The following is a 21,255-nucleotide window of genomic DNA, read 5'->3' as shown; positions in this document are numbered from 1 at the left end:
ATTAAAAAATGAATAAAGAATTATTTGAAAAAGTTATTGATAATTACGAAAGTTTAAAATACGGACTTTTAGATGCTCAAACTTTTAATGAAGCTCATTATGGTTTTCCTGAGGTATATTATAAAATAATGGAAACTGATGAGCAAAGAGTGAATGCTTTTAAAAAGGCTTTTGAATTAAATAACAATTTTAAAGACGCTGTAGTTTGTGAAATAGGGGTAGGAACAATGCCTTTAACAAAATTATACATGCCTCATGTAAAAAAAGCCTATTTAATAGAAAACAATCCTGATTTAATTCCATTTATAAAAAAAGAAGTTGCCAAACATCCATGGGCAGCTAAAGTAGAAGTTATTTTTGCAGATGCCTTAACTGTTGAACTACCTGAAAAAGTAGATCATGTTATTGGTGAATTGATGAGTATTTACTGTGCTAATGAATTTCAAGTACAAATATTTCAGCACATGCGTAATTACTTAAAACCTGAAGGAAAGTTGTTTCCTAACAGAATTGTAAATTTTGCACGTTTATGTGAAGCAGAAATCGATGAAGATATTCATCATTATCCTGTAATGTTTACCAGGCATCAACCAATGTTTTTATCACAACAATTTTTAGTAAACGAAATTGAATTGTTAAAAGAGAAAAAACAAGGTGTAAAGCTTAGCTTTTCTGTTCCTGTTTTATTTACAGGAAAAGTGAATGCCTTGTATTTAGAATCGTATGTAGAAGTTAGTGAAGGAGCTAATTTTACAGGTACTGATAGTTTAATGCCTCCAACAGTATTAAAAACAACTAACACACTAGATGTTAAAGCTGGCGATTTAATCCATATTGATTTTAGTTTTGATTATGGTTCTTCACTTGATAAAATAAGCTGTTTTTTATCGTAATTACCCACATTTATAAAAACAAAAAAGAGCCTGTAAATATATTTCACAGGCTCTTTTCTTTATAAATAGTCATAAAAATTACTCAATTTGTGTTTTAATTTCTAAAAACTAATATTTTTCTAAAATTAAAAACCCTGAAAATCAAAAGATTTACAGGGTTTTTTGAGGTGTCGAGCGGATTCGAACCGCTGTAGATGGTGTTGCAGACCACTGCCTAGCCACTCGGCCACGACACCTAATTAATTAGGACTGCAAATTTACATTTTTTATTGTTTAATCCAAATGTTTTTTAACTTTTACGAACATCTTTTAAAACAATAACAACTTCTTCAACATTTCCGCCTATTGGAGGGTTAATTTTAGCAACACTCACCTCAGCTTCATCTACCATTGGTATTTCATGAAAAACTCTATCTAAAATACGTTTTGCTACATGTTCTAATAGCTTCGATCGTATTGCCATTTCTTCTTTTACAATATTGTTTAAATGTACATAATCAACAGTATCGGTAAGCTCATCTGTTTGTGCAGATTTTTGTAAATCAGCCTTTACTTCTATATTAACTTTATATTCCGAGCCAATTTTAGCTTCTTCATCTAAACATCCGTGGTTTGTATACAAACGAATGTTGTTTACACGTATTATTCCCATAAGAACAAAGGTATATTAAAAATAGCTGTATTTTTATCAAAAGAATTGAATTTATTAGAGAATTTTGAATAGAAAAAAGTTTTTACAATTAGCAGGATTATCATCGGTGTCAATGGCAATGAAGCCAATAACAGATTTAGAAAAAATAATGGATGTGCTACCAAACACACCTAAAATGCCAGTGCTTTTTCTTGGTCATGGGACACCTATGAATGCTATTGAAGAAAATGAATATACCTTAGGTTTTAAAAAAGTTGCAAAAACATTACCTAAGCCTACTACTATAATTTGTGTTTCTGCTCACTGGTTAACTAAAGGAACAAAAATTACTGCTATGGAAAATCCAAAAACAATTCATGATTTTGATGGTTTCCCTCAAGATTTATATGATGTAAAATACCCTTCAAAAGGTAATTCCTCTTTAGCTAAAGAAACACAAAAAATACTTTTACCGAACACTAATCTAGAGTTAGATTATGATTGGGGGTTAGATCATGGTGCTTGGTCGGTATTAAAACACTTATATCCAAAAGCAGATATTCCTGTACTACAATTAAGCATTGATTATTACAAGCCTGCCCTGTATCATTTTGAATTAGCTAAAAAGCTAACAAAACTTCGTTCTAAAGGAGTTTTAATTATTGGTAGTGGTAATATTGTACATAACTTAAAACGATTAGATAGTAACACCTCTAAACATGATTGGGGAAATGTGGCTAGAGAAAAATTAAACAACTTAATTTTAAATGAAGATTTCAATCCTTTACTAGATTATCAAAAATTAGGAAAAGAGGTTCAACTAGCAATTCCAACTCCTGATCATTATTATCCATTAATTTATGCATTGGGCTTAAAAGAAAAAGGAGAAAATATTGAGTTATTTAACGACTCTTTACAAACTCCTAAAATAAGTATGACCTCTTTAAAAATAAGTTAAAAAAAAACCTTTCTAATTAAAGAAAGGTCTTTTTACTATTATTTTATTTCAAATTTCTGTTTGGAACTATTCATTACAGCTTTATATTTTCCTTTCGGTAAATAATAAACACCATTTTTTGCTTTTTTAAGAACCCTATCTTCTTGCTTTTTTAAATAAGCCTTCTTTCCTTTCTTAGAAAAAGAAACATCGAATGAAACTTCGTTAAACCCTTTTTCAGCATCTACTTCAATTTCATTAATCAAAGTATCTTCATTAAATATATTTATAGTAACTTTCTTAGTTGAATTTACATAAAAAGGGATTTTTAATTTAGGAGTATTTGGTTTTAACCATTTACTCCATGAGTTCCCCCAATAAGAACTTTTTCTAATATTTCTTATTTTAAATAAAGCATCTTCATTTTCAGCTTTCAACTTTTGTAGCGAAGTAATGTTTGCTTTGTATATACTTCTTCCATGAGTACCAACTACTAATTCTTTTGCTTTCGGTTGAATTACTAAATCATGAACTGCTACATTTGGAATATTCGTAAACGAATGCCATTGTATTCCTTTATTTAAAGTAACGTACAATCCATTATCCGTTCCAACATATAATATATTTTCTTTTTCAGGATCTTCTTTAATAACATTTACTGGAGATGTTGGAATATTTCCAGCAATACTCGTCCATGTTTTACCATAATCATCCGATTGATAAATATATGTAGTAAAATCATCAAAACGATACCCATTTAAAGTAGCATATACACGTTCTTTTTTATGCTTTGAGGCAATTACTCTACTTACCCAAAGGTTTTGAGGCAACGTATTCGAAATCTTCTCCCAAGTACCTCCACCATTTTTTGTAATATGAATATACCCATCATCAGAACCAACATAAATTACCCCAAACTGAAACGGACTTTCAGAAATACTTGTTAATGTTCCATAAGCTACATTTCCTTTTTTACCACCTTGAGTTAAATCGCCTGAAATAGTTTCCCAATTACTTCCTTTGTTTAAAGAACGATGTAATTTATTACCTCCTAAGTATAAAATATCTTGATTATGTTTTGACAACTGAATTGGAGTTTGCCAATTAAATCTATAAGGATTTTCTCCTAAAGTATGTTTTGGTTGTATATACGTTTGCCTTCCTGACTCTCTATTTATTCGATAATAATTACCAAATTGATATCCTGTATAAACAATATTTGGGTTTCTATCATCAACTGCTACTTGCATTCCATCACCTCCCATTAAACTCTCATATGGGTTTTTACCGGTTTGCTTCCACCTTTTATTAACCTTCGCATTATTATTGGCTACCCAAACTCCATTATCTTGCAAACCTCCATAAATTTTATAGTTTTTTTGATTATCTGCATATACAGAGTAGAATTGTCCTACTGGAGGAGTATTAAGTTTTATCCAATTTTCACCATCATCATATGAAATATTTAAACCTCCATCATTCCCTTCAATTAAATGACCTTGTTTTTTAGAGTTCACCCATAAAGCTTGATGATCAGCATGAACATTTTCTTTACTGATAGATTTAAATGTTTTTCCTCCATCTTTAGATTTTAAAATTGGAACTCCTAAAACATAAATAGCATTCTTATCTTGAAGATCTACTCTTACTTCTCCAAAATAATATCCATACGAATAATATAAATCATCTAAATACCCTTCATGTGTTTTCTTCCAAGACTTTCCTCCATTCTCGGTTTTAAAAACCTCAGCTCCAATTACTGGTGTATCAAATAATAAAGAATTTGCATTTTCTAAATATTTAGCTAAATCAATTGGCTTTACGGATCCAGACCTTACCATTTGTTTTACATTTTCAGCTCTATATTTCTCTTGGAATCCATTCATTTTTAAATATGAATTCAACTTTTTATCTTTTAATTTTAAAAACTCTGCTTTTGACATAGTTTTAAAATCGTCTTTTGTTAAAGCATTTGACTTTCCTTTTTTCTTCTTTCCTTTTTCTCTTCTAAATTGGTTGTCATGAAAAGCATACACCGTATTTTCATCAAAAACTGCTAAACCAATTCTTCCTACTCCATTTCCTTCAGGAAAACCATTGTCTTTCGAAATTTTAACCCAAGTACTCCCTGCATCCATACTCTTGTATATAGCAGAATTTTTTCCATCACCATCAAAATTCCATGCCTTACGTTCTCTTTCCCATGAAGCAGCATATAAAACATTAAAGTTATTTGGACTCTGTTGAACATCAATAACACCAGTATTTTCGTCAACAAACAATGTTTTATTCCATGTTTTTCCTCCATCTGTAGTTTTAAATATTCCTCGTTCGTTATTAGATGAATATAAATGACCAATTACACCAATAATAACTTCGTCAGAATTATTAGGGTTAATTAATATTCTACCAATATGATGACTATCATGTAAACCTACATTTATCCATGTTTTTCCTTTATCTGTTGATTTTAAAATACCTATTCCAGCATACGACGAACGCGATGAGTTGTTTTCACCAGTACCTACCCAAATAGTACCTTTTTTCCAATCTACAGCAATATCTCCTACATTTTGGGTTGGCGAATTATCTAAAACTGGAGTAAAAGTAGTTCCATTATTATTGGTATACCATACACCTCCAGAAGCGTAGCCCACATAAAATTCAGTCGTATTATCAGGATTTACATCAATATCAACAACACGTCCACTCATTACAGTAGGACCAATATTCTCGAAAGGGATGTTTTTTACAATAGAAGCTTTACTTAACTCTTCTTTTTTAAGTAGAGCTTGCTGTATTGTTTTTGCGGAAGTTGGAACTTGTTGTTGACCTAAAAGTGTAAGAGAAAACAACGCTAAAATTGTTTTTAAAAGCGTTTTCATTAGTTATAGTTTGGTTTTTCAGGTTATGAAATTACTATAACTAGTATCGAATTCAAAAAAATTAACAGAAATTATGATTCCCTTCAACTTCTTGACACATTTCTACAACAAAAAAATTGTTAGCTTTGTAATGTCCTCATTTAAGGATTGTACGTATGAAATTTAATTATTAGTAGATACCTATAAAGGATAATCATTACTTTTAATATCTATTACAACCCTGTTGAATACCTAGTAATAAAGAATTTTTAACTTAATCTTTTACTTATTAAAATCTATGAACATTTTTATTCTATCGGTTAGTGAACAGATTTATTCTACTAAGCGAATTTATGATGAAGCCATTAGCCGTGGGCATGATGTTAGTATTATAAATCACACTCAATGTTCTATTAAATTAAGTGGGGGGAAACGACAAATTATTTATGAAGGTGAAGATATTATTGATGAACCAGATGTAATTATTCCTAGAATTGGAGCATCAGTTACAAGTCATGGAGCTGCTGTAGTAAAAGAGTTTGAAATGAATGGAGTTTTTAGTACCGCTCGTTCATTAGGAATTTTAAGAGCTCAAAATAAGCTACGTACCTTACAAATAATGAATAGAAAAAACATTCCAATTCCGGACACTGTTTTTTCTGCAAATACTGAAAATATTAGTGAACAAATTCAATTACTTGGAGGAGCTCCAGTTATCATAAAGTTACAAGAAGGTACTCATGGCATGGGAGTTATCTTAGCCGAAACTGAAAAATCAGCAAAATCTATTATCGATACACTCTATAGTATGAACACTAGTTTTTTATTACAAGAGTTTATTAAAGAAAGTAATAGTGAAGATGTTAGAGCTTTTGTAATAGGTGATAAAGTAACCTCGTCAATGAAACGAAAAGGATTGGAAGATGATTTTCGTTCAAATATTCATAGAGGTGGAAGTGGCTCTAAAGTCGATTTAACTTCAAAAGAAAAAGAAATGGCAATAAGAGCTGCTCATTATTTAGGGCTACCAGTAGCGGGAGTAGACTTAATAAGATCAAAAAGAGGAGCTTTACTAATAGAAGTTAATTCAACCCCAGGTTTACAAGGAATAGAAGCTTTTACTAAGGTAAATGTAGCTGAAGAAATTATTAAATATTTAGAGAAAAAATGTTCAACGAAGAATTCAAAAACGAAGAAATAATAATTCGTGGTGAAAAAATAGGTTTAGGAGAATCTAAACTCATAAAAATTTCTGTTGACAGACTACCAACAGGTACCTATATAGAGATTCCTGTATATATTTTTAATGGTGAAAAAGTTGGGCCAACAGTTTTACTTCAAGGAGGGTTACATGGCGATGAAACTAATAGTATTGAATTAGTTAGAAGAATGCTAATTGATAAAAGATACAAAATTCATAGAGGTTGCGTAATTGTAGTTCCTTTATTAAATGTTTTTGGCTTTTTAAACCTATCTCGCGACATGCATGGCAAAGATGTAAACCGAAGCTTTCCCGGATCTAATACAGGATCTTTAGCTAGTAGAATGGCACGTTATTTAATGAAAGAGCTTATTAAAAATGTAGATTTTGCTATTGATTATCATACTGGAGGAGCTCAAAGAAGTAATTTTCCTCAAATTCGTTTTACACCGCAAGATGAAAGAGCTTTAGAATTATCTAAAATATTTAATGCGCCACTAATGTTTGGTTCTAAGCTAATCCCGAAATCCTTCAGAAATGAATGTTATAAAAATAACATTCCTGTAATTGTATACGAGGGAGGAGAATCATTACGTTTATGTGAAGATGCTATTCAACAAGGAATTAACGGAACGTTACGTATTTTAAAACACTTTCAAATGATTAATGAAAATGTTGAGATTTCAAAAACCAAACAAAGTATATTTCTTAAAAAAAGAAAATGGATTAGAGCCAAAGTGGCTGGGTTATTTACAGCCAAAGTGGCTAATGGCGCTTTTATAAAAAAAGGAGAAACATTAGGACATATTATGGATACTTATGGTGAAACAAATTTTACAGTAAAATCACCAATTAATGGATACATAATTGCCAAAAATAATTTCCCCGTAATTAACATGGGAGACGCATTATTTCACATAGGAGAGCTTTAAAGTGCTGATTTTATTTGTTTTATTCGTTTTTTTTTAGTTAATTTATAATCCATTTAACTAACAAAAATCAATTATGGAATTAATTATTAGCCTACTCACAGGTGCCCTAGGTGGAAACCTAGCTGGTGCTTTACTAAAAAAATTCTCTATGGGTACTTTATGGAATTCTGTTGTTGGAATTCTAGGAGGCGCATTAGGAAGTCAATTATTAGGAACATTAGGAATTGACTTAGGAGGAATATTAGGAAGCATTGCTGGCGGTGGAGTTGGTGGAGGAGTTCTAATGGTAATCATTGGACTTATTAAAAGTGTTATGGGTAAGTAAAGAAAAAGTAGAATGAAGGGTAAAAAGATGCTATTTAAAGCATCTTTTTTTTACATTAGTTTGTCATAAAAAGCTAAAAATGATAAAAAGTCAACTAACTTTTTTCAGCTACTTAAAAACTACAATAAAAAGCAAGTTGTTAGAAGCTCTCATACCTGAAATTATATCTTATTTTTCTAAAAAAGAACTTTCAAAGAATGATTTTTTTGTTAAAACTGGTAAGATACCTACTAGTTTTTGCTTTGTTGAAAGTGGTATTTTGCAACATTCAATACTAGTAAACGAGGAAGAAAAAACCACGTACTTTGCTTTAAAGAATACTTGTACAACTTCTTTAAAAAGTTTTTTACAAGAAATACCTTCCAGAAAAAACATAAAGGCTTTAAGTAAGTGTGTATTGTGGGTTATTGAAATTAATGACTTTAAATACCTTTTAAAAAACAATAAAGCTTTCTCTCAATTCTATTTTAACTTAATAGAGAATCAAATTTTTTTAATCGATGATTACCGTATCGATTTACTAACACTTAGTCCAGAAGAACGTTACCAGAAACTTCTAATTAATGAACCTGATTTATTACAAAAGGTTCCTCTTCGTTATTTAGCTTCTTTTTTAGGGATTTCAACTAGAAATATGAGCAGAATTCGAAAAAACATAAAATAGTGCCATTTGGCTATAAACTATAAAGGTCTTTTTATGTAGTTTTGATTACTACATAACTTCTAAAAAAGAATATAACTCATGAAATATGATCCAATAAATAGCAGTTTATTTATTAATAACAGAAAAAACTTTATGGCACAAATGAAGCCAAATAGTATTGCTGTTTTTAATTCAAACGATATATATCCTGTAAGTGCTGATAGTACTTTACCTTTTGAACAACATAGAGATATTTTTTATTTAAGTGGTGTTGACCAAGAAGAAAGCATACTAGTACTATTTCCTGAATGTCCAAAACCACAATTTAGAGAAATTTTATTTTTACGTGAAACGAATGAACATATTGCTGTTTGGGAAGGTGAAAAATTAACTAAAGAAAAAGCGTATACATCTAGTGGTATAAAAACAGTTTTTTGGCTACAAGACCTAGAAAAAATAATGTTTGAATTAATGAGTTATGCTGAAACTATATACATTAATACTAATGAACATTATAGAGCAAACGTTGAAACTGAAACTAGAGAAGATAGATTTACAAAATGGTTGCGTGAAAAATACCCTGCACATTCAGTAGCTAAAAGCAATCCTATTTTACAACGTCTACGTTCTGTAAAAGATAGTATTGAGCTAAACTTAATACAATCAGCTTGTGATATTACAGAAAAAGGATTTAGGCGTGTATTAGGGTTTGTAAAACCTGGTGTTTGGGAATATGAAATTGAAGCAGAATACATTCATGAGTTTGTTAGGAACCGTTCAAAAAAGTTTGCTTATACACCAATTATAGCTTCAGGAAATAACGCCAATGTTCTACATTACATAGAGAACAATCAACAGTGTAAAGCAGGAGATTTAATTTTAATGGACGTAGGTGCTGAATATGCAAATTATTCATCAGATATGACCAGAACCATTCCTGTTTCTGGACGTTTTTCAGATAGGCAAAAAGAAGTATATAACGCTGTGAATAAAGTAAAAAATGAAGCTACAAAAATGTTAGTTCCTGGAACTATTTGGGCTGATTACCATATTGAAGTTGGAAAAATTATGACTTCAGAACTTTTAGGTTTAGGGTTATTAGATAAAGCTGATGTACAAAATGAAGATCCTAATTGGCCTGCATATAAAAAATACTTTATGCATGGAACATCACATCATATGGGATTAGATACTCATGATTATGGATTATTACATGAACCAATGAAAGCAAACATGGTATTTACTGTAGAGCCTGGTATATATTTACCAAAAGAAGGCTTTGGAATTCGTTTAGAAGACGATGTAGTAGTTCAAGAAAATGGAAATCCATTTAATTTGATGAGAAACATTCCTATTGAGGCCGATGAGATAGAGGAATTAATGAATTAAAAAATAACTATAAAATGGGGATAATTGTTTAATAATAATTATCCCTATTTTTTTTGATAAACATTTTAGTACCTTCGATTAAAATTAAAAGTATATGTACCTAAGTATTCAAAGTTTAGTTTCCGAATTTTCTTCATGGATATGGGGAATTCCGTTATTAATTTTACTAATTGGTGGAGGACTATATTTGTTTGTATACTCTGGACTAGTTCCTTTTAGGTATATGGGACATGCCATTGCCATCTTAAGAGGTAAATACGACAAACATGACTCTCCTGGAGACTTATCACACTATGAAGCTTTATCATCTGCTATTGCAGCTACCGTAGGAATGGGAAATATAAGTGGTGTAGCCATTGCTATTGCCATGGGTGGTCCTGGAGCAATTTTTTGGATGTGGGTAAGTGCTTTTGTAGGAATGGCTACTAAATTTTTTACTTGTAGTTTAGCTATAATGTACAGGGGTAAAGATGAAGAAGGAAATACAAAAGGTGGCCCTATGTATGTAATTACAGAAGGGCTTGGTAAAAACTGGAAAGGACTTTCTATATTTTTTGCATTAGCAGGACTTATAGGTACACTTCCTGCATTTCAAGCAAATCAACTTACACAAACATTAGTTGACGTTTTTGAAGTAAATAAAGCCAATGAATTTACTGCTAAGTTAATTTTAGGAATTTCAATAGCAATTATTGTTGCTACTGTTATTTTTGGAGGAATTAAACGTATTGGAAGTGTTGCTGGAAAATTAGTACCTATTATGGTGGTAGTATATTTATTAACTGTACTTACAATTTTAGTATTAAAAATAGAAGAAGTTCCTTCTATTTTTTCATTAATATTTACTGATGCATTCACAGGAAAATCCGTTTTAGGTGGTGCTTTAGGTGCATTAATAATTACAGGAGTAAAAAGAGCAGCTTTTTCAAATGAAGCTGGTTTAGGTACTGCGCCTATGATGCACGGAACTGCTAAAACAAACGAACCTATTAGAGAAGGTTTAGTAGCTATGTTGGGCCCAGCAATTGACACCTTATTAGTATGTACATTAACAGCTTTAGCCATATTAGCTTCAGGAATTTGGAAAGGTTTTGAAGGAGATGGAATTACTATGACCTTAGCCGCTTTTAATGCTGTATTACCTTTTAATTCAGGAAGTATTATTTTAACAGTTTGTGTATTAATTTTTGCATTTTCAACCTTGTTTACCTATTCATTTTATGGATACAGTTGTTTGAGCTACTTGACCAACGCTAAGATTGGAAAATACTATAATTATATTTACATACTAGTTATAATAATAGCATCAGTTATTAAGCTAGATTTCGTAATTAATTTAATGGACAGTGCTTATGCTTTAATGGCAATACCTACCATAATATCAACATTAATATTGGCTCCTAAAGTAAAAAAGGCAGCAACTACTTATTTTCAAAAATTAAAAACTAATTCATTTTAGTTAGCTTTAGTTTTTCAATAATTTCAGCAGATATTAAATTAATTCGTTTTTGAGTTTCTTCAATTTTTTTTGTTAGCTCTGTAGAGTCTTTTGCTATATCTAAAGTAGTATTTGCTGTTTTGAAATACCAATCATTCCATGCAGAAATAATAGCTATTTCAGTATTTAATGAATCTCCTTTTTTAAGTGATATTTCGCTAAGTTTTTGTTCTTGTTGAAGTCTAGAAACAGCCTTGTTTTCAATAGTTTTTAAAATGGATTTTGCTGTAGTATTATTAGCATTCAATAAGGTATACGCTGAAACTAACGAAGTAACTCCAACATTTTTCAAGGTCGTTTTTGATACTTTATCTATTCTATCATTATCTGTATGATAAAACTGATCAGTGAAGTGCCAAAATAGTACACTAGGTATGTTTGCTTTTAAAAAAGGAACATGATCACTTCCTCCTTCAAAGGGATTTGTATTAACAGTCCAATTAGCTCGTTTACCTTGTTCTTTAAATTTATCAATTAAAAAATCATTTAAATAATGAGGTTTCATTTGATCAAGTTTCATTTTAAAACCACCCCATTCTGTATGTTTATCATTACCTCTTGTCCAAATTGCACTTGGGTCAGGCATTTTTTCAATCAGAAAAGTACCTCCAGTTTTTTTAGTATCTTCACCAACCATGTCTAATGAAATTCCCCATTTAATATCTTTAGCTCTAACACTATCTTCTTTAACATACCTATTGGTTGAAACTATTTCATCACCCCATAAAAAAGTTAATGTTCTATTGGGTTCAAATCTTTTTTCTTCTATTAATTTTGCTGTAAGCGTAGCCATTTCCAAAGCAACTCCAACACCTGTGGCATTATCATTTGCTCCAGGTTCTTGAATGTGTGCACTAAAAACTAAACGTTCTTTAGAAATAACACTTCCTTTGATATCTGCTATTATCGTTAATTCTTCTGATGGATAAATATTAGTTGCTATGGTTACTTTTAAAGAAACTTTTCCTTTTAATAATTTAGCTTTTAATCTTTCTTTAGCTTCATAAGACATAGCAATTCCCCATGACTGTATTTTTTCATTTAACGGAATCGATCTAAACTGAATAGAAGTTGTGTTTTTTTCTGGTTGTAAATATTTAGGGTTACTATACGAAATTACACCAACAGCTCCTCCTTTTACAATAGCCTCATTAAAAACCCTGGAAGGACTGGTTTCTACAAAAATAATTTTTCCTTTTACATCAAGAGTTTTGATTGTATTCAAATTTTTTACATAAATAACTTCAGCAACTACACCTTCTTTTGGAGTACTATAGGAATTTAACGCAATCATATTTCTATTAATACTATGTTGTAGAAGCGGAATGTTCTCACCTTCAATTTCAACTATTGCATTTACAGATTCCCAAGTTGGTTTTTTTAAAGGTCTCTTTTCAATTCTATAGGTTAAAATATCTTTTTTCGTAGCTTTATCTTCATTTACAAACCCTGCTTTTTCTAATTGTTCTGCTATTCTATATACGCTTTTATTAAACCCCGTATTACCAACAACTCTCCAGTATTTTTCAACAAAAGAAGTAGTTTCGAAGGCTAAATCACCCGTAAACTCTTTATTTAGAACATCAAAATAATTTGAAGAATTTAAAAGTTGCACTTCTTTTTCTTTCTTACAACTTATAAAAACGAATAGAAAAAGTGTACTTAAAAGTAAATTTTTAAACATAACCATTTTTTTAAAGGATTTAAAAATACACTTTTTAATTTGATATTTCTGAGTGTTTTCAATAACTCAATACTAATACCATTTTTGAATGTATTATCTTTGGTTGGGAAGTAATTTTTTTTTTCAAAAAAACAGAGAAGATTTGCATAAAATTGATTAAATAATATGAAAAACAACATCACTAAAGGAATTATTTTTGGCGCACTTCTTTTTTTAATATCTGCTATAATAATTCCATACATAGAAGGAGTAACAATTACTAATCAAATACTATTACAAGGGTTTCTAATTTATTTTTTATTAGGTAGTACTCTATATATTATAGTATATACTCTTTTAAACAAGCTCAAAAAAAAGTAAAATTCTTAATTTTTCTTAGTCAAAACTTCATCTTCAAAAGAGACCCCCTCAAAACCTGTATTCATAAAATTACGTATATTTTGATGATCAGTACCATTTGGATTTTCTAATACATCTTTAAAATAATATTGTCCAAAACAAGCTAAAGTCTCCTCTTTTGTAAATTGTTGTTTCATTCCAAAAGCTAATACTTTACTAGATCCTAAATTTTCAGTTTTACTATTTTGTAAATTTCCATTTGTAAATGCAGATGCATTAAAATTATATAGCGCTTCAATAGTAGAAATCGTTTCTGAAAACACAATTTGAGAAGGTGTGTTTTTTAGTTTTTTTATAAAAGATTCTAAAGTCATTTTGATAGTATAAGTTTTGTTACAAAAAAACAAAAACTACTAGTAGAAAACGAGCAAATAGAAAATTTACACATACTTTTTAGTCTCGTTAAAAATGATGCCTTTATTTTCTAAAATAGAATCGAATACTTTTAACCACCAAATAAAAACTAATAAGTATTATAATTATAGCCCACATCCAATATGTACCAATAGTATTCTCTGCAATAGCTTGTGTGTCTGAGTTTTGAATTTGACCTCCCCTTTTAAACTGTTTCGTAAATAAATAGTTTAATTGAAGGTAACTACTCAAAATAGATTGTAGTCCTAAAAACAGTAATATTCCAACTTCTATATTTTTGTTTTTCAAAAATGTTATTCCCACAAAAACAATAGCAAAAGCTCCTAATACAATAACTCCCCAATATGATCGAATCCATACCAGTAATGAAAGAATAATCATACCTGTTAATAATCGCAATAATATGGTAGCACTTCTTGCATTTTTTGCTCCAGCTATTAATAGTGCTCCAGCTATTGCCGGACCTAATAAACCACCCATTGCAGTAATAGCCTTTCCTATATTTAAGGGTAAAAACCTGTTAGTTAATGTAAAATACGCTACACCTCCTCCATTTTCATAAATTTCTAAATATTTAAAACTACCTCCAGTACATATTGCAGTAAGTCCATGGCCCATTTCATGAAACCAAGTTCCCAGTAATCTAAAAGGATATTGAATAGTAGTAAAATAGGGCAACTGTAACAATAAAAAAACAATTATGGCCGTAGCTAGTATAATATAATTAAGTTGTTTAGTCATTTTTTAAGAGAGTTTTACTTATAAAGTAATTTTAATATTTTTACTTAAAACGTTTTAAATCGTGTAGTTTCAAATTCCTTTAGGTTAATTCTAAACATTTTCTTTGAAGGAACTCTTTGTAAAGGATCTACTTCATAACCTCCAAGTAAATATAAATAACCCTCCGATAAAAACATCTCACAAGATTCATATAATAAATTAATTTTAAATTCTTTTAAAGAAGAATTCAATGTATTAAAGACATAAACATTTGATTCGCTAAAAATATAAATAAGGTTTCCATTAACTTCAATAGCTGGTTTACTCATTTTATTCGGTAGTCTTTTCTCAACTCTCCACTTTCCAGTTCTTAAATTAAAAGAAGTTATTTTATCTATTTTCTTATTATTATTTCCTCCAATTAGATAAACTTTTTCTTTTATTCTAACACTTTCCGTTTCTTTAGGATCAGGCAATTTACCCAATATTCTCCACTTGTTTTGTTTCGTGTCATAAAGTGTTACATCATTAGAAAACTTTTGTTTTCCACTTTTTAAACGTTTTACGGATCCACCTAATAATATAATTTTATCTCCAAATCTTGAAACTCCTTGATTAACTGCTTTGTGTTTATTTTTTAATGATTTTTCTTTACGTTTAGTAATAAGATTAAAAACTTCAATATTATCCGTTAAGTATTCCCTTTCTTTATTTCTTGATATTTTTTTTCCTCCTATCAAATACACTTTATTCTGTATTAAAACTGCTTTATGATTTGCTTTAGGCTGAGTTTTTGATTTGAGTTTTGACCATCTTTTTGTTTTTATAGTATAGACGTAAATAGTACTACTATACCTTATAAAACTTTTATAAAGAAGAAGACTTTTCATGGGAGTATTTGATTCACTAGCTTCTTTTAAAGCAATAGTAGCTGCATCTTTTAAAATTGATTTGTCTCCTCCAAAAACATAAATCTTACCCTCATACAAAACAGATGCGAAACTATGTATTCCCTTTTCTAGCTCAGGTAGCGTTTCAAAGGTTAATTTTCTTTTCTTTTTATATGAAATTAAGACTTCAGAAAGTTTATTATTTTGTTCAATTAAAAAAATAGTGTCATTTAGTTTTTGACTTAAAACGATTGTTCTATCTAAATATTTAATATGTGAAAAATAAAATTTTCCTGTTTTTAAATTCGGAACGGTAACATTTCCTATACTATCAGAAATAAATACATTGCCTTTGTATTTGACATGAACATTCTTTATGGGTTTCTTTTGAATTGAATCAAAAAGAACTAAAACTCTGTTTTGACTTGACAATAAATAACATTGAAATAGCAATAAGATAAATGGCAATTTTTTCATAAAAAATAAGCATCAAAAATTATACCTAAATATCTAATAAAATATTCTGAAGTAAAAAGTTAAAATCCGTAATTTTGCAACTTCTAAAACAAGAATACAATGTACAGAACGCATACTTGTGGCGAGTTAAGAGCATCGCACATTAATACTGAAGTAACCCTTTCTGGTTGGGTACAAAAATCACGTGATAAAGGATTTATGATTTGGGTAGATTTGCGTGATCGTTACGGAATTACACAGTTAATTTTCGATGAAGAACGTACTTCTAAAGAGTTAATGGAGAAGGCTAAAACTTTAGGTCGTGAGTTTGTAGTACAAGTTACAGGAACAGTAATTGAGCGTCAATCTAAAAATTCAAATATAAATACTGGTGATGTTGAAGTATTAGTTGCTACATTAGAAGTATTAAATGAAGCTAAATTACCTCCTTTTACTATTGAAGATGAAACAGATGGTGGAGAAGATATTAGAATGAAATATCGTTATTTAGATATTCGTCGTAACCCAGTTAAAGACAGCTTAATTTTCCGTTCAAAAGTATCAATGGAAGTTCGTAAGTATTTATCTGACAAAGGATTTATAGATGTTGAAACTCCATATTTAATAAAGTCTACTCCAGAAGGAGCACGCGATTTCTTAGTTCCTTCACGTATGAATTCTGGTCAATTTTATGCTTTACCACAATCACCTCAAACCTTTAAGCAATTGCTAATGGTAGGTGGAATGGATAAATACTTTCAAATAGTAAAGTGTTTTAGAGATGAAGATTTACGTGCTGATCGTCAACCAGAGTTTACACAAATAGACTGTGAAATGGCTTTTGTTGAACAAGAAGATATTTTAGAGATTTTTGAAGGAATGACACGTCATTTACTAAAAGAGATTAATGGTGTTGAGGTTGATAAATTCCCACGAATGTTGTTTGATGATGCAATGCGTTTGTATGGAAACGACAAACCAGACATTCGTTTTGGAATGGAGTTTGGTGAGTTAAATAAGGTTGCTCAACATAAAGAATTTAAAGTATTTAATGATGCTGAATTAGTGGTTGGTATTGCCGTTCCTGGTGGAGCATCATACACACGTAAAGAAATTGATAAATTAATTGATTGGGTAAGGCGTCCGCAAGTAGGAGCTTTAGGAATGGTATATGTAAAATGCAACGAGGATGGTTCTTTTAAATCATCTGTAGATAAGTTTTATAACCAAGAAGATTTAGCTAAATGGGCTGAAACTACTGGAGCTAAAGCAGGAGATTTAATCTGTATTTTATCTGGTAATACTACTAAAGTAAGAGCACAATTAAGTGCCTTACGTATGGAAATGGCAGAACGTTTAGGTTTACGTAAACCAAACGAATTTGCACCTTTATGGGTAATTGATTTCCCTTTATTAGAACTAGACGAAGAGACTGGGCATTATCATGCAATGCATCACCCATTTACATCGCCAAAACCAGGTCAGTTAGAAATGTTAGATACTGATCCAGGAGCAGTGAAAGCAAATGCATACGATTTGGTGTTAAATGGAAATGAAATTGGAGGAGGATCTATTCGTATTCACGATAAGGAAACTCAAGCAATTATGTTTAAGCATCTAGGATTTTCTGAAGAAGAAGCTAAAGAACAGTTTGGTTTCTTAATGGATGCTTTTGAATATGGAGCACCTCCACATGGTGGTTTAGCTTTCGGTTTAGATCGTTTGGTTGCTATTTTAGGAGGACAAGAAACTATTCGTGATTTTATTGCTTTTCCAAAAAACAATTCTGGTCGTGATGTAATGATTGATGCACCAGCTACATTGAATGATGAACAGTTAGAAGAGTTAAGTATTAAACTTAATGTAAAAGAATAAATAACTTACATAGCTTAAAATAAAAAACCTGTTCTAAAATTAGAACAGGTTTTTTATTTTTATGTATTGATTTAATTTTATACTAAATCAAATCCGATATCTTTTCTATAATTCATCTTTTCAAATGAAATTTCATCAATGCTTGCATATGATTTTTCTAATGCTTCTTCTATAGAATCTCCAAAAGAAGTAACTGCCATTACACGACCCCCATTAGATACAACCTTTCCGTCTTTTTCAGTTGTTCCTGCATGAAAAACAATAGAATCATTAACAGAATCAAAACCTGTTATTTCTTTTCCTTTTTCATATGCTTCAGGATACCCCCCTGAAACCAACATAACTGTAGTTGCAATTTGATTTGTTACTTCATATGATTTACTCTCTAAAGTTTGATTTGCTACACCTTCAAACAAGTCTACCAAATCAGATTGAATTCTAGGTAACACAACTTCAGTTTCAGGATCTCCCATACGAACATTATATTCAATTACTTGTGGGTTTCCATCTACATTCATTAATCCTATAAAAATAAACCCCCTATAATCTATTCCATCTTTCTGTAACCCACTTACCGTAGGTTTAACCACACGTTCTTCTACTTTTTGCAAGAATGCTTCATCTGCAAAAGGAACTGGAGAGATTGCTCCCATTCCTCCCGTATTTAATCCAGTATCTCCTTCTCCTATACGCTTATAGTCTTTTGCTGAAGGCAATATCTTGTAACTTTTACCATCAGTTAAAACAAAAACAGAAAGCTCAATTCCATCTAAAAATTCTTCTATCACAACTGTTGATGATGCCTCTCCAAACTTTTGATTAGATAGCATTTCCTCTAATTCAGTTTTGGCTTCTTCTAACTCATTAAGAATTAAAACACCTTTACCAGCTGCCAACCCATCGGCTTTTAATACAAATGGAGGGTTCAACGTTTCTAAAAAAGCAAAACCTTCTTTTAAAGTATCTTTAGTAAATGATTGATATCTTGCAGTAGGAATATTATGTTTTTCCATAAATTGTTTAGAAAAATCTTTACTTCCTTCTAACAAAGCGCCATCTTTTTTAGGTCCAATAACAGGAATTTTTTTTAACTCATTATCTGCTAAGAAAAAATCGTGAACCCCTTCTACTAAAGGTGCTTCAGGCCCAACAATAACCATACTTATTTCGTGTTGTAAAACAGTTTCTTTTACCTTTAAAAAATCTGTAGGGTTTATTGGTAAATTTTTGGCAACTGTAGCTGTACCAGCATTTCCTGGGGCTACATATAAGTTAGCTATCTTATTACTTTCTGAAATTTTTTTAGCAAAGGCATGTTCTCTACCTCCTGAACCTAATATTAAAATATTCATTGTTGTGTGTTGTTATTTTGTAATGCAAATATACTGTGTGTAAATGGGTTGTTTTTAAGTTATTCCCCATTTTTTAAAATATTTTATTGCAGATGATAAATGGTAGAAAAGTAATTTTATTTTTTTTGAAGATCCTTGTTTAAGAATATGATACACTTCTACTTCTGGAAAATACAGTTTCTTTTTGCCTATAAAATCAATTTTTTTACAAATATCTATGTCTTCCATATATAGAAAATAACGCTCATCAAAACCTTTTATTTGTACAAAATCTTTTGTTTTATATAATTGAAAACAACCTGTTATATATTCAGGATAGAATGGTTTAGATAGGTTTCTATTTCTATATTGCCCTTTTTTAATACGACTAAAAAACAACGGTTTTAACAATCCAAATCGCCTTACTAATAACTCAATAATAGTAGGGTATCTTCTACATGAAAACTGGTGTTCTCCATTTGGAAACAATACTTTAGGAGCAATCATTGAAACATCAGTATCTATATTTAATTGAGTTATTAAATTAGGTATAACCTCCTTTTTAAAAACTACATCTGGGTTTAAAATTAAATGATATTGTGAGTAGTCAGTAATGGTCTCAATTATTTGATTATGTCCTTTACCAAAGCCTAGGTTTTTTTTATTTTCAATGTAAATTATTTCATCATTTTTAAATTCATTTTTAAACAGAGAATTCTTTGTATTGTCTATTAAATATAATTTTTTTGATATAGGAGATGATAAAAAGCTATTAATAGTTTTTTTTAACTCATTAATATCTTCTTTGTATAAAACAATTGAAGCCGATATGATTACTTGTTTTTTCAAATTTCTAATATGCTTTATCTTCTCCTTTAAAAACGTTAAAAACTGTTTGAAATATTATTTTTACATCTAACATAAGTGACCAATTTTCAATATAAAAAATATCAAACCTCACTCTATTTTCAATATCAATTCTATTGGTAATTTCTCCTCTATAACCACTTACTTGTGCTAATCCAGTAATACCTGGCTTAACAGATTTTCTTTTCATATAATTTCTAACCTCTTTAGTAAACTTAAAAGACTGTTCATTCATATGTGGTCGTGGTCCTACAACACTCATTGAGCCGAGTAAAACGTTAAAAAACTGAGGAAATTCATCTAAACTTGTTTTTCTTAAAAATGCTCCAACCTTAGTAATTCTCGTATCATTTTTACTTGTATGAATTTTATCAGCCATACTATTTATACGCATTGACCTAAACTTATAACAAACAAACTCTCCTCCATATAACCCCTCTCTTTTTTGTTTAAAAACCACTGGTCCTTTTGACTCAAACTTTATTAAAATAAATAATAAAGGATATAACCAAGACATTACAAACAAACAAATTAACAATGAAAACACTATATCAAAACTTCTTTTTATTATCCTATTCTCAATCAATTCGAAAGGCATTTTTTTTACCTTTAAAACTACTGTAGAACCTCCATAATATTCAGAAGTCGTATTCTTATTATACAGTTCGTTTGCATTTGGAATTAGTTTTACAACCCTGTTTTTTTTTGTAGCAAACTTTGTTATTTTTTTTACTTGTTTTTCTGTTAATTCAGTTAATGAACAATATATCTCATCTATCTGATTTTTTATAACATACTTCAAGCTACTTTCTATAGTTCCTATATGCTCATTACTTCCTTGTGATTCATCAGAAAAAAAACCACAATATTCATATCCTAACTCTTTGTCTTTTTTAAATAAATTAATTAATTTTTTAGCTGAGCTATCATATCCTAACACAATTACTTTTCTATAGTTTTTACCATAGGTTCTATATTTTTTTAACAAGAAAATACCTAAGAACTTAAATATAGTTATTGATAAAAAAATAGTAAGTAAAACATTTGCTTGATTGTTTACTATTTCTCCTTCTCTAAAAATTGAAAAATAAGAGAAATACCCTAAAGTAAATATAGATAACTGGATTATTATAAGACTTAAAACCTTAAATAAAGAAGTGAAGCGATATACATTATAAAAACCAGTAAACAAAGAAGATAAAATCCAGAATAAAGAAGCATAGCCTAAAAAATGAATTTGCAAATATTGTTGATCATTAATTAGAAATACCACTAAATTAATGATTAATATATCATTTAGTAGAAATAGAGAATTTATGTATTTTGAGTATCTTTTTCCCATACT

The 21,255-nt window shown here is 29.9% G+C and carries 19 protein-coding genes and 1 tRNA gene; 10 read left to right on the top strand and 10 right to left on the bottom strand.

What is annotated here, in order from left to right; genetic code table 11:
- Nucleotides 1–8: 8 nt before the first annotated feature.
- Nucleotides 9–893: an rRNA adenine N-6-methyltransferase family protein gene (locus tag DS884_RS07770; RefSeq protein ID WP_093869438.1), complete on the top strand. Its 885-nt coding sequence runs from the start codon at nucleotides 9–11 to the stop codon at nucleotides 891–893.
- 165 nt (nucleotides 894–1,058) lie between these two features.
- Here the strand turns inward: DS884_RS07770 and DS884_RS07765 are convergent.
- Nucleotides 1,059–1,129, bottom strand: a tRNA-Cys gene (locus DS884_RS07765).
- Nucleotides 1,130–1,182: 53 nt separating this feature from the next.
- On the bottom strand, nucleotides 1,183–1,545 hold the full coding sequence (gene folB / locus DS884_RS07760; protein ID WP_093869439.1) for a dihydroneopterin aldolase: 363 nt from the start codon (nucleotides 1,543–1,545) through the stop codon (nucleotides 1,183–1,185).
- A gap of 118 nt (nucleotides 1,546–1,663) precedes the next feature.
- Here folB and ygiD point away from each other — a divergent pair, with 118 nt between their 5' ends.
- Complete coding sequence (ygiD, locus tag DS884_RS07755; protein WP_113786535.1) at nucleotides 1,664–2,482, top strand: 4,5-DOPA dioxygenase extradiol; 819 nt, start codon at nucleotides 1,664–1,666, stop codon at nucleotides 2,480–2,482.
- A gap of 38 nt (nucleotides 2,483–2,520) precedes the next feature.
- On the opposite strand, the gene DS884_RS07750 is transcribed toward ygiD, so the two are convergent.
- Complete coding sequence (locus tag DS884_RS07750) at nucleotides 2,521–5,346, bottom strand: WD40/YVTN/BNR-like repeat-containing protein (RefSeq protein WP_113786363.1); 2,826 nt, start codon at nucleotides 5,344–5,346, stop codon at nucleotides 2,521–2,523.
- Between the two features lie 277 nt (nucleotides 5,347–5,623).
- On the opposite strand from DS884_RS07750, the gene DS884_RS07745 reads away from it, so the two are divergent.
- The 6 genes from DS884_RS07745 (at nucleotide 5,624) to DS884_RS07720 (ending at nucleotide 11,274) form a co-directional block, all read left to right on the top strand.
- Nucleotides 5,624–6,526, top strand: a complete 903-nt coding sequence (locus tag DS884_RS07745; protein ID WP_093869441.1) for a RimK family alpha-L-glutamate ligase — start codon at nucleotides 5,624–5,626, stop codon at nucleotides 6,524–6,526.
- Nucleotides 6,493–7,458 carry a succinylglutamate desuccinylase/aspartoacylase family protein gene (locus tag DS884_RS07740; protein WP_113786362.1) on the top strand — a complete coding sequence of 322 codons (966 nt, stop codon included), beginning with the start codon at nucleotides 6,493–6,495 and terminating at the stop codon, nucleotides 7,456–7,458. The genes DS884_RS07745 and DS884_RS07740 overlap by 34 nt, the downstream gene beginning before the upstream one ends.
- 73 nt (nucleotides 7,459–7,531) lie before the next feature.
- The gene (locus DS884_RS07735) at nucleotides 7,532–7,783 is read left to right on the top strand and encodes a hypothetical protein (RefSeq protein ID WP_093869443.1); all 252 of its coding nucleotides are present in this window, start codon (nucleotides 7,532–7,534) and stop codon (nucleotides 7,781–7,783) included.
- 79 nt (nucleotides 7,784–7,862) lie between these two features.
- Nucleotides 7,863–8,447, top strand: coding sequence for a Crp/Fnr family transcriptional regulator (locus tag DS884_RS07730; RefSeq protein WP_113786361.1), 585 nt, complete (start codon nucleotides 7,863–7,865; stop codon nucleotides 8,445–8,447).
- A gap of 78 nt (nucleotides 8,448–8,525) precedes the next feature.
- Nucleotides 8,526–9,815, top strand: a complete 1,290-nt coding sequence (locus tag DS884_RS07725; RefSeq protein WP_113786360.1) for an aminopeptidase P family protein — start codon at nucleotides 8,526–8,528, stop codon at nucleotides 9,813–9,815.
- Between the two features lie 94 nt (nucleotides 9,816–9,909).
- Complete coding sequence (locus tag DS884_RS07720) at nucleotides 9,910–11,274, top strand: alanine/glycine:cation symporter family protein (protein WP_199488194.1); 1,365 nt, start codon at nucleotides 9,910–9,912, stop codon at nucleotides 11,272–11,274.
- On the opposite strand, the gene DS884_RS07715 is transcribed toward DS884_RS07720, so the two are convergent.
- Complete coding sequence (locus DS884_RS07715; RefSeq protein WP_113786359.1) at nucleotides 11,261–12,997, bottom strand: M28 family peptidase; 1,737 nt, start codon at nucleotides 12,995–12,997, stop codon at nucleotides 11,261–11,263. The two genes, DS884_RS07720 and DS884_RS07715, sit on opposite strands and share 14 nt — an antisense overlap.
- A 165-nt stretch (nucleotides 12,998–13,162) precedes the next feature.
- On the opposite strand from DS884_RS07715, the gene DS884_RS18330 reads away from it, so the two are divergent.
- Nucleotides 13,163–13,357 (top strand): hypothetical protein, encoded by a 195-nt coding sequence (locus DS884_RS18330; protein WP_093869448.1) that lies wholly within the window; start codon nucleotides 13,163–13,165, stop codon nucleotides 13,355–13,357.
- 5 nt (nucleotides 13,358–13,362) lie between these two features.
- On the opposite strand, the gene DS884_RS07705 is transcribed toward DS884_RS18330, so the two are convergent.
- The 3 genes from DS884_RS07705 to DS884_RS07695 form a co-directional block, all read right to left on the bottom strand.
- Nucleotides 13,363–13,710 (bottom strand): HopJ type III effector protein, encoded by a 348-nt coding sequence (locus DS884_RS07705; RefSeq protein ID WP_093869449.1) that lies wholly within the window; start codon nucleotides 13,708–13,710, stop codon nucleotides 13,363–13,365.
- A 103-nt stretch (nucleotides 13,711–13,813) separates the two neighbouring features.
- Nucleotides 13,814–14,512 carry a M50 family metallopeptidase gene (locus tag DS884_RS07700; RefSeq protein ID WP_113786357.1) on the bottom strand — a complete coding sequence of 233 codons (699 nt, stop codon included), beginning with the start codon at nucleotides 14,510–14,512 and terminating at the stop codon, nucleotides 13,814–13,816.
- A gap of 44 nt (nucleotides 14,513–14,556) precedes the next feature.
- On the bottom strand, nucleotides 14,557–15,858 hold the full coding sequence (locus tag DS884_RS07695) for a Kelch repeat-containing protein (RefSeq protein ID WP_093869451.1): 1,302 nt from the start codon (nucleotides 15,856–15,858) through the stop codon (nucleotides 14,557–14,559).
- A gap of 99 nt (nucleotides 15,859–15,957) precedes the next feature.
- Here DS884_RS07695 and aspS point away from each other — a divergent pair, with 99 nt between their 5' ends.
- Nucleotides 15,958–17,712 carry an aspartate--tRNA ligase gene (gene aspS / locus DS884_RS07690; RefSeq protein ID WP_113786356.1) on the top strand — a complete coding sequence of 585 codons (1,755 nt, stop codon included), beginning with the start codon at nucleotides 15,958–15,960 and terminating at the stop codon, nucleotides 17,710–17,712.
- 77 nt (nucleotides 17,713–17,789) lie between these two features.
- On the opposite strand, the gene purD is transcribed toward aspS, so the two are convergent.
- The 3 genes from purD to DS884_RS07675 are packed head-to-tail and all read right to left on the bottom strand — an operon-like array spanning nucleotide 17,790 to nucleotide 21,252.
- Nucleotides 17,790–19,064 carry a phosphoribosylamine--glycine ligase gene (gene purD / locus DS884_RS07685; RefSeq protein WP_113786355.1) on the bottom strand — a complete coding sequence of 425 codons (1,275 nt, stop codon included), beginning with the start codon at nucleotides 19,062–19,064 and terminating at the stop codon, nucleotides 17,790–17,792.
- Nucleotides 19,065–19,118: 54 nt separating this feature from the next.
- Nucleotides 19,119–19,892 (bottom strand): glycosyltransferase, encoded by a 774-nt coding sequence (locus tag DS884_RS07680; protein ID WP_113786354.1) that lies wholly within the window; start codon nucleotides 19,890–19,892, stop codon nucleotides 19,119–19,121.
- Nucleotides 19,893–19,896: 4 nt separating this feature from the next.
- Complete coding sequence (locus tag DS884_RS07675; RefSeq protein ID WP_093869455.1) at nucleotides 19,897–21,252, bottom strand: exopolysaccharide biosynthesis polyprenyl glycosylphosphotransferase; 1,356 nt, start codon at nucleotides 21,250–21,252, stop codon at nucleotides 19,897–19,899.
- Nucleotides 21,253–21,255 lie beyond the last annotated feature (3 nt).

The organism is Tenacibaculum sp. E3R01 (assembly GCF_003318185.1).
GTDB classification, from domain to species: Bacteria; Bacteroidota; Bacteroidia; order Flavobacteriales; family Flavobacteriaceae; genus Polaribacter; species Polaribacter halocynthiae.
The sequence above is the reverse complement of the archived record's forward strand: the minus strand, read 5'-3'. Positions and strand labels throughout refer to the sequence as shown.

Bases quoted from the DNA above. Each gene is read 5' to 3' on its own strand.
- DS884_RS07770 (WP_093869438.1), top strand. From the start codon at position 9: ATGAATAAAGAATTATTTGAAAAAGTTATTGATAATTACGAAAGTTTA.
- folB (WP_093869439.1), bottom strand. From the start codon at position 1,545: ATGGGAATAATACGTGTAAACAACATTCGTTTGTATACAAACCACGGA.
- ygiD (WP_113786535.1), top strand. From the start codon at position 1,664: ATGAAGCCAATAACAGATTTAGAAAAAATAATGGATGTGCTACCAAAC.
- DS884_RS07750 (WP_113786363.1), bottom strand. From the start codon at position 5,346: ATGAAAACGCTTTTAAAAACAATTTTAGCGTTGTTTTCTCTTACACTT.
- DS884_RS07745 (WP_093869441.1), top strand. From the start codon at position 5,624: ATGAACATTTTTATTCTATCGGTTAGTGAACAGATTTATTCTACTAAG.
- DS884_RS07740 (WP_113786362.1), top strand. From the start codon at position 6,493: ATGTTCAACGAAGAATTCAAAAACGAAGAAATAATAATTCGTGGTGAA.
- DS884_RS07735 (WP_093869443.1), top strand. From the start codon at position 7,532: ATGGAATTAATTATTAGCCTACTCACAGGTGCCCTAGGTGGAAACCTA.
- DS884_RS07730 (WP_113786361.1), top strand. From the start codon at position 7,863: ATGATAAAAAGTCAACTAACTTTTTTCAGCTACTTAAAAACTACAATA.
- DS884_RS07725 (WP_113786360.1), top strand. From the start codon at position 8,526: ATGAAATATGATCCAATAAATAGCAGTTTATTTATTAATAACAGAAAA.
- DS884_RS07720 (WP_199488194.1), top strand. From the start codon at position 9,910: ATGTACCTAAGTATTCAAAGTTTAGTTTCCGAATTTTCTTCATGGATA.
- DS884_RS07715 (WP_113786359.1), bottom strand. From the start codon at position 12,997: ATGTTTAAAAATTTACTTTTAAGTACACTTTTTCTATTCGTTTTTATA.
- DS884_RS18330 (WP_093869448.1), top strand. From the start codon at position 13,163: ATGAAAAACAACATCACTAAAGGAATTATTTTTGGCGCACTTCTTTTT.
- DS884_RS07705 (WP_093869449.1), bottom strand. From the start codon at position 13,710: ATGACTTTAGAATCTTTTATAAAAAAACTAAAAAACACACCTTCTCAA.
- DS884_RS07700 (WP_113786357.1), bottom strand. From the start codon at position 14,512: ATGACTAAACAACTTAATTATATTATACTAGCTACGGCCATAATTGTT.
- DS884_RS07695 (WP_093869451.1), bottom strand. From the start codon at position 15,858: ATGAAAAAATTGCCATTTATCTTATTGCTATTTCAATGTTATTTATTG.
- aspS (WP_113786356.1), top strand. From the start codon at position 15,958: ATGTACAGAACGCATACTTGTGGCGAGTTAAGAGCATCGCACATTAAT.
- purD (WP_113786355.1), bottom strand. From the start codon at position 19,064: ATGAATATTTTAATATTAGGTTCAGGAGGTAGAGAACATGCCTTTGCT.
- DS884_RS07675 (WP_093869455.1), bottom strand. From the start codon at position 21,252: ATGGGAAAAAGATACTCAAAATACATAAATTCTCTATTTCTACTAAAT.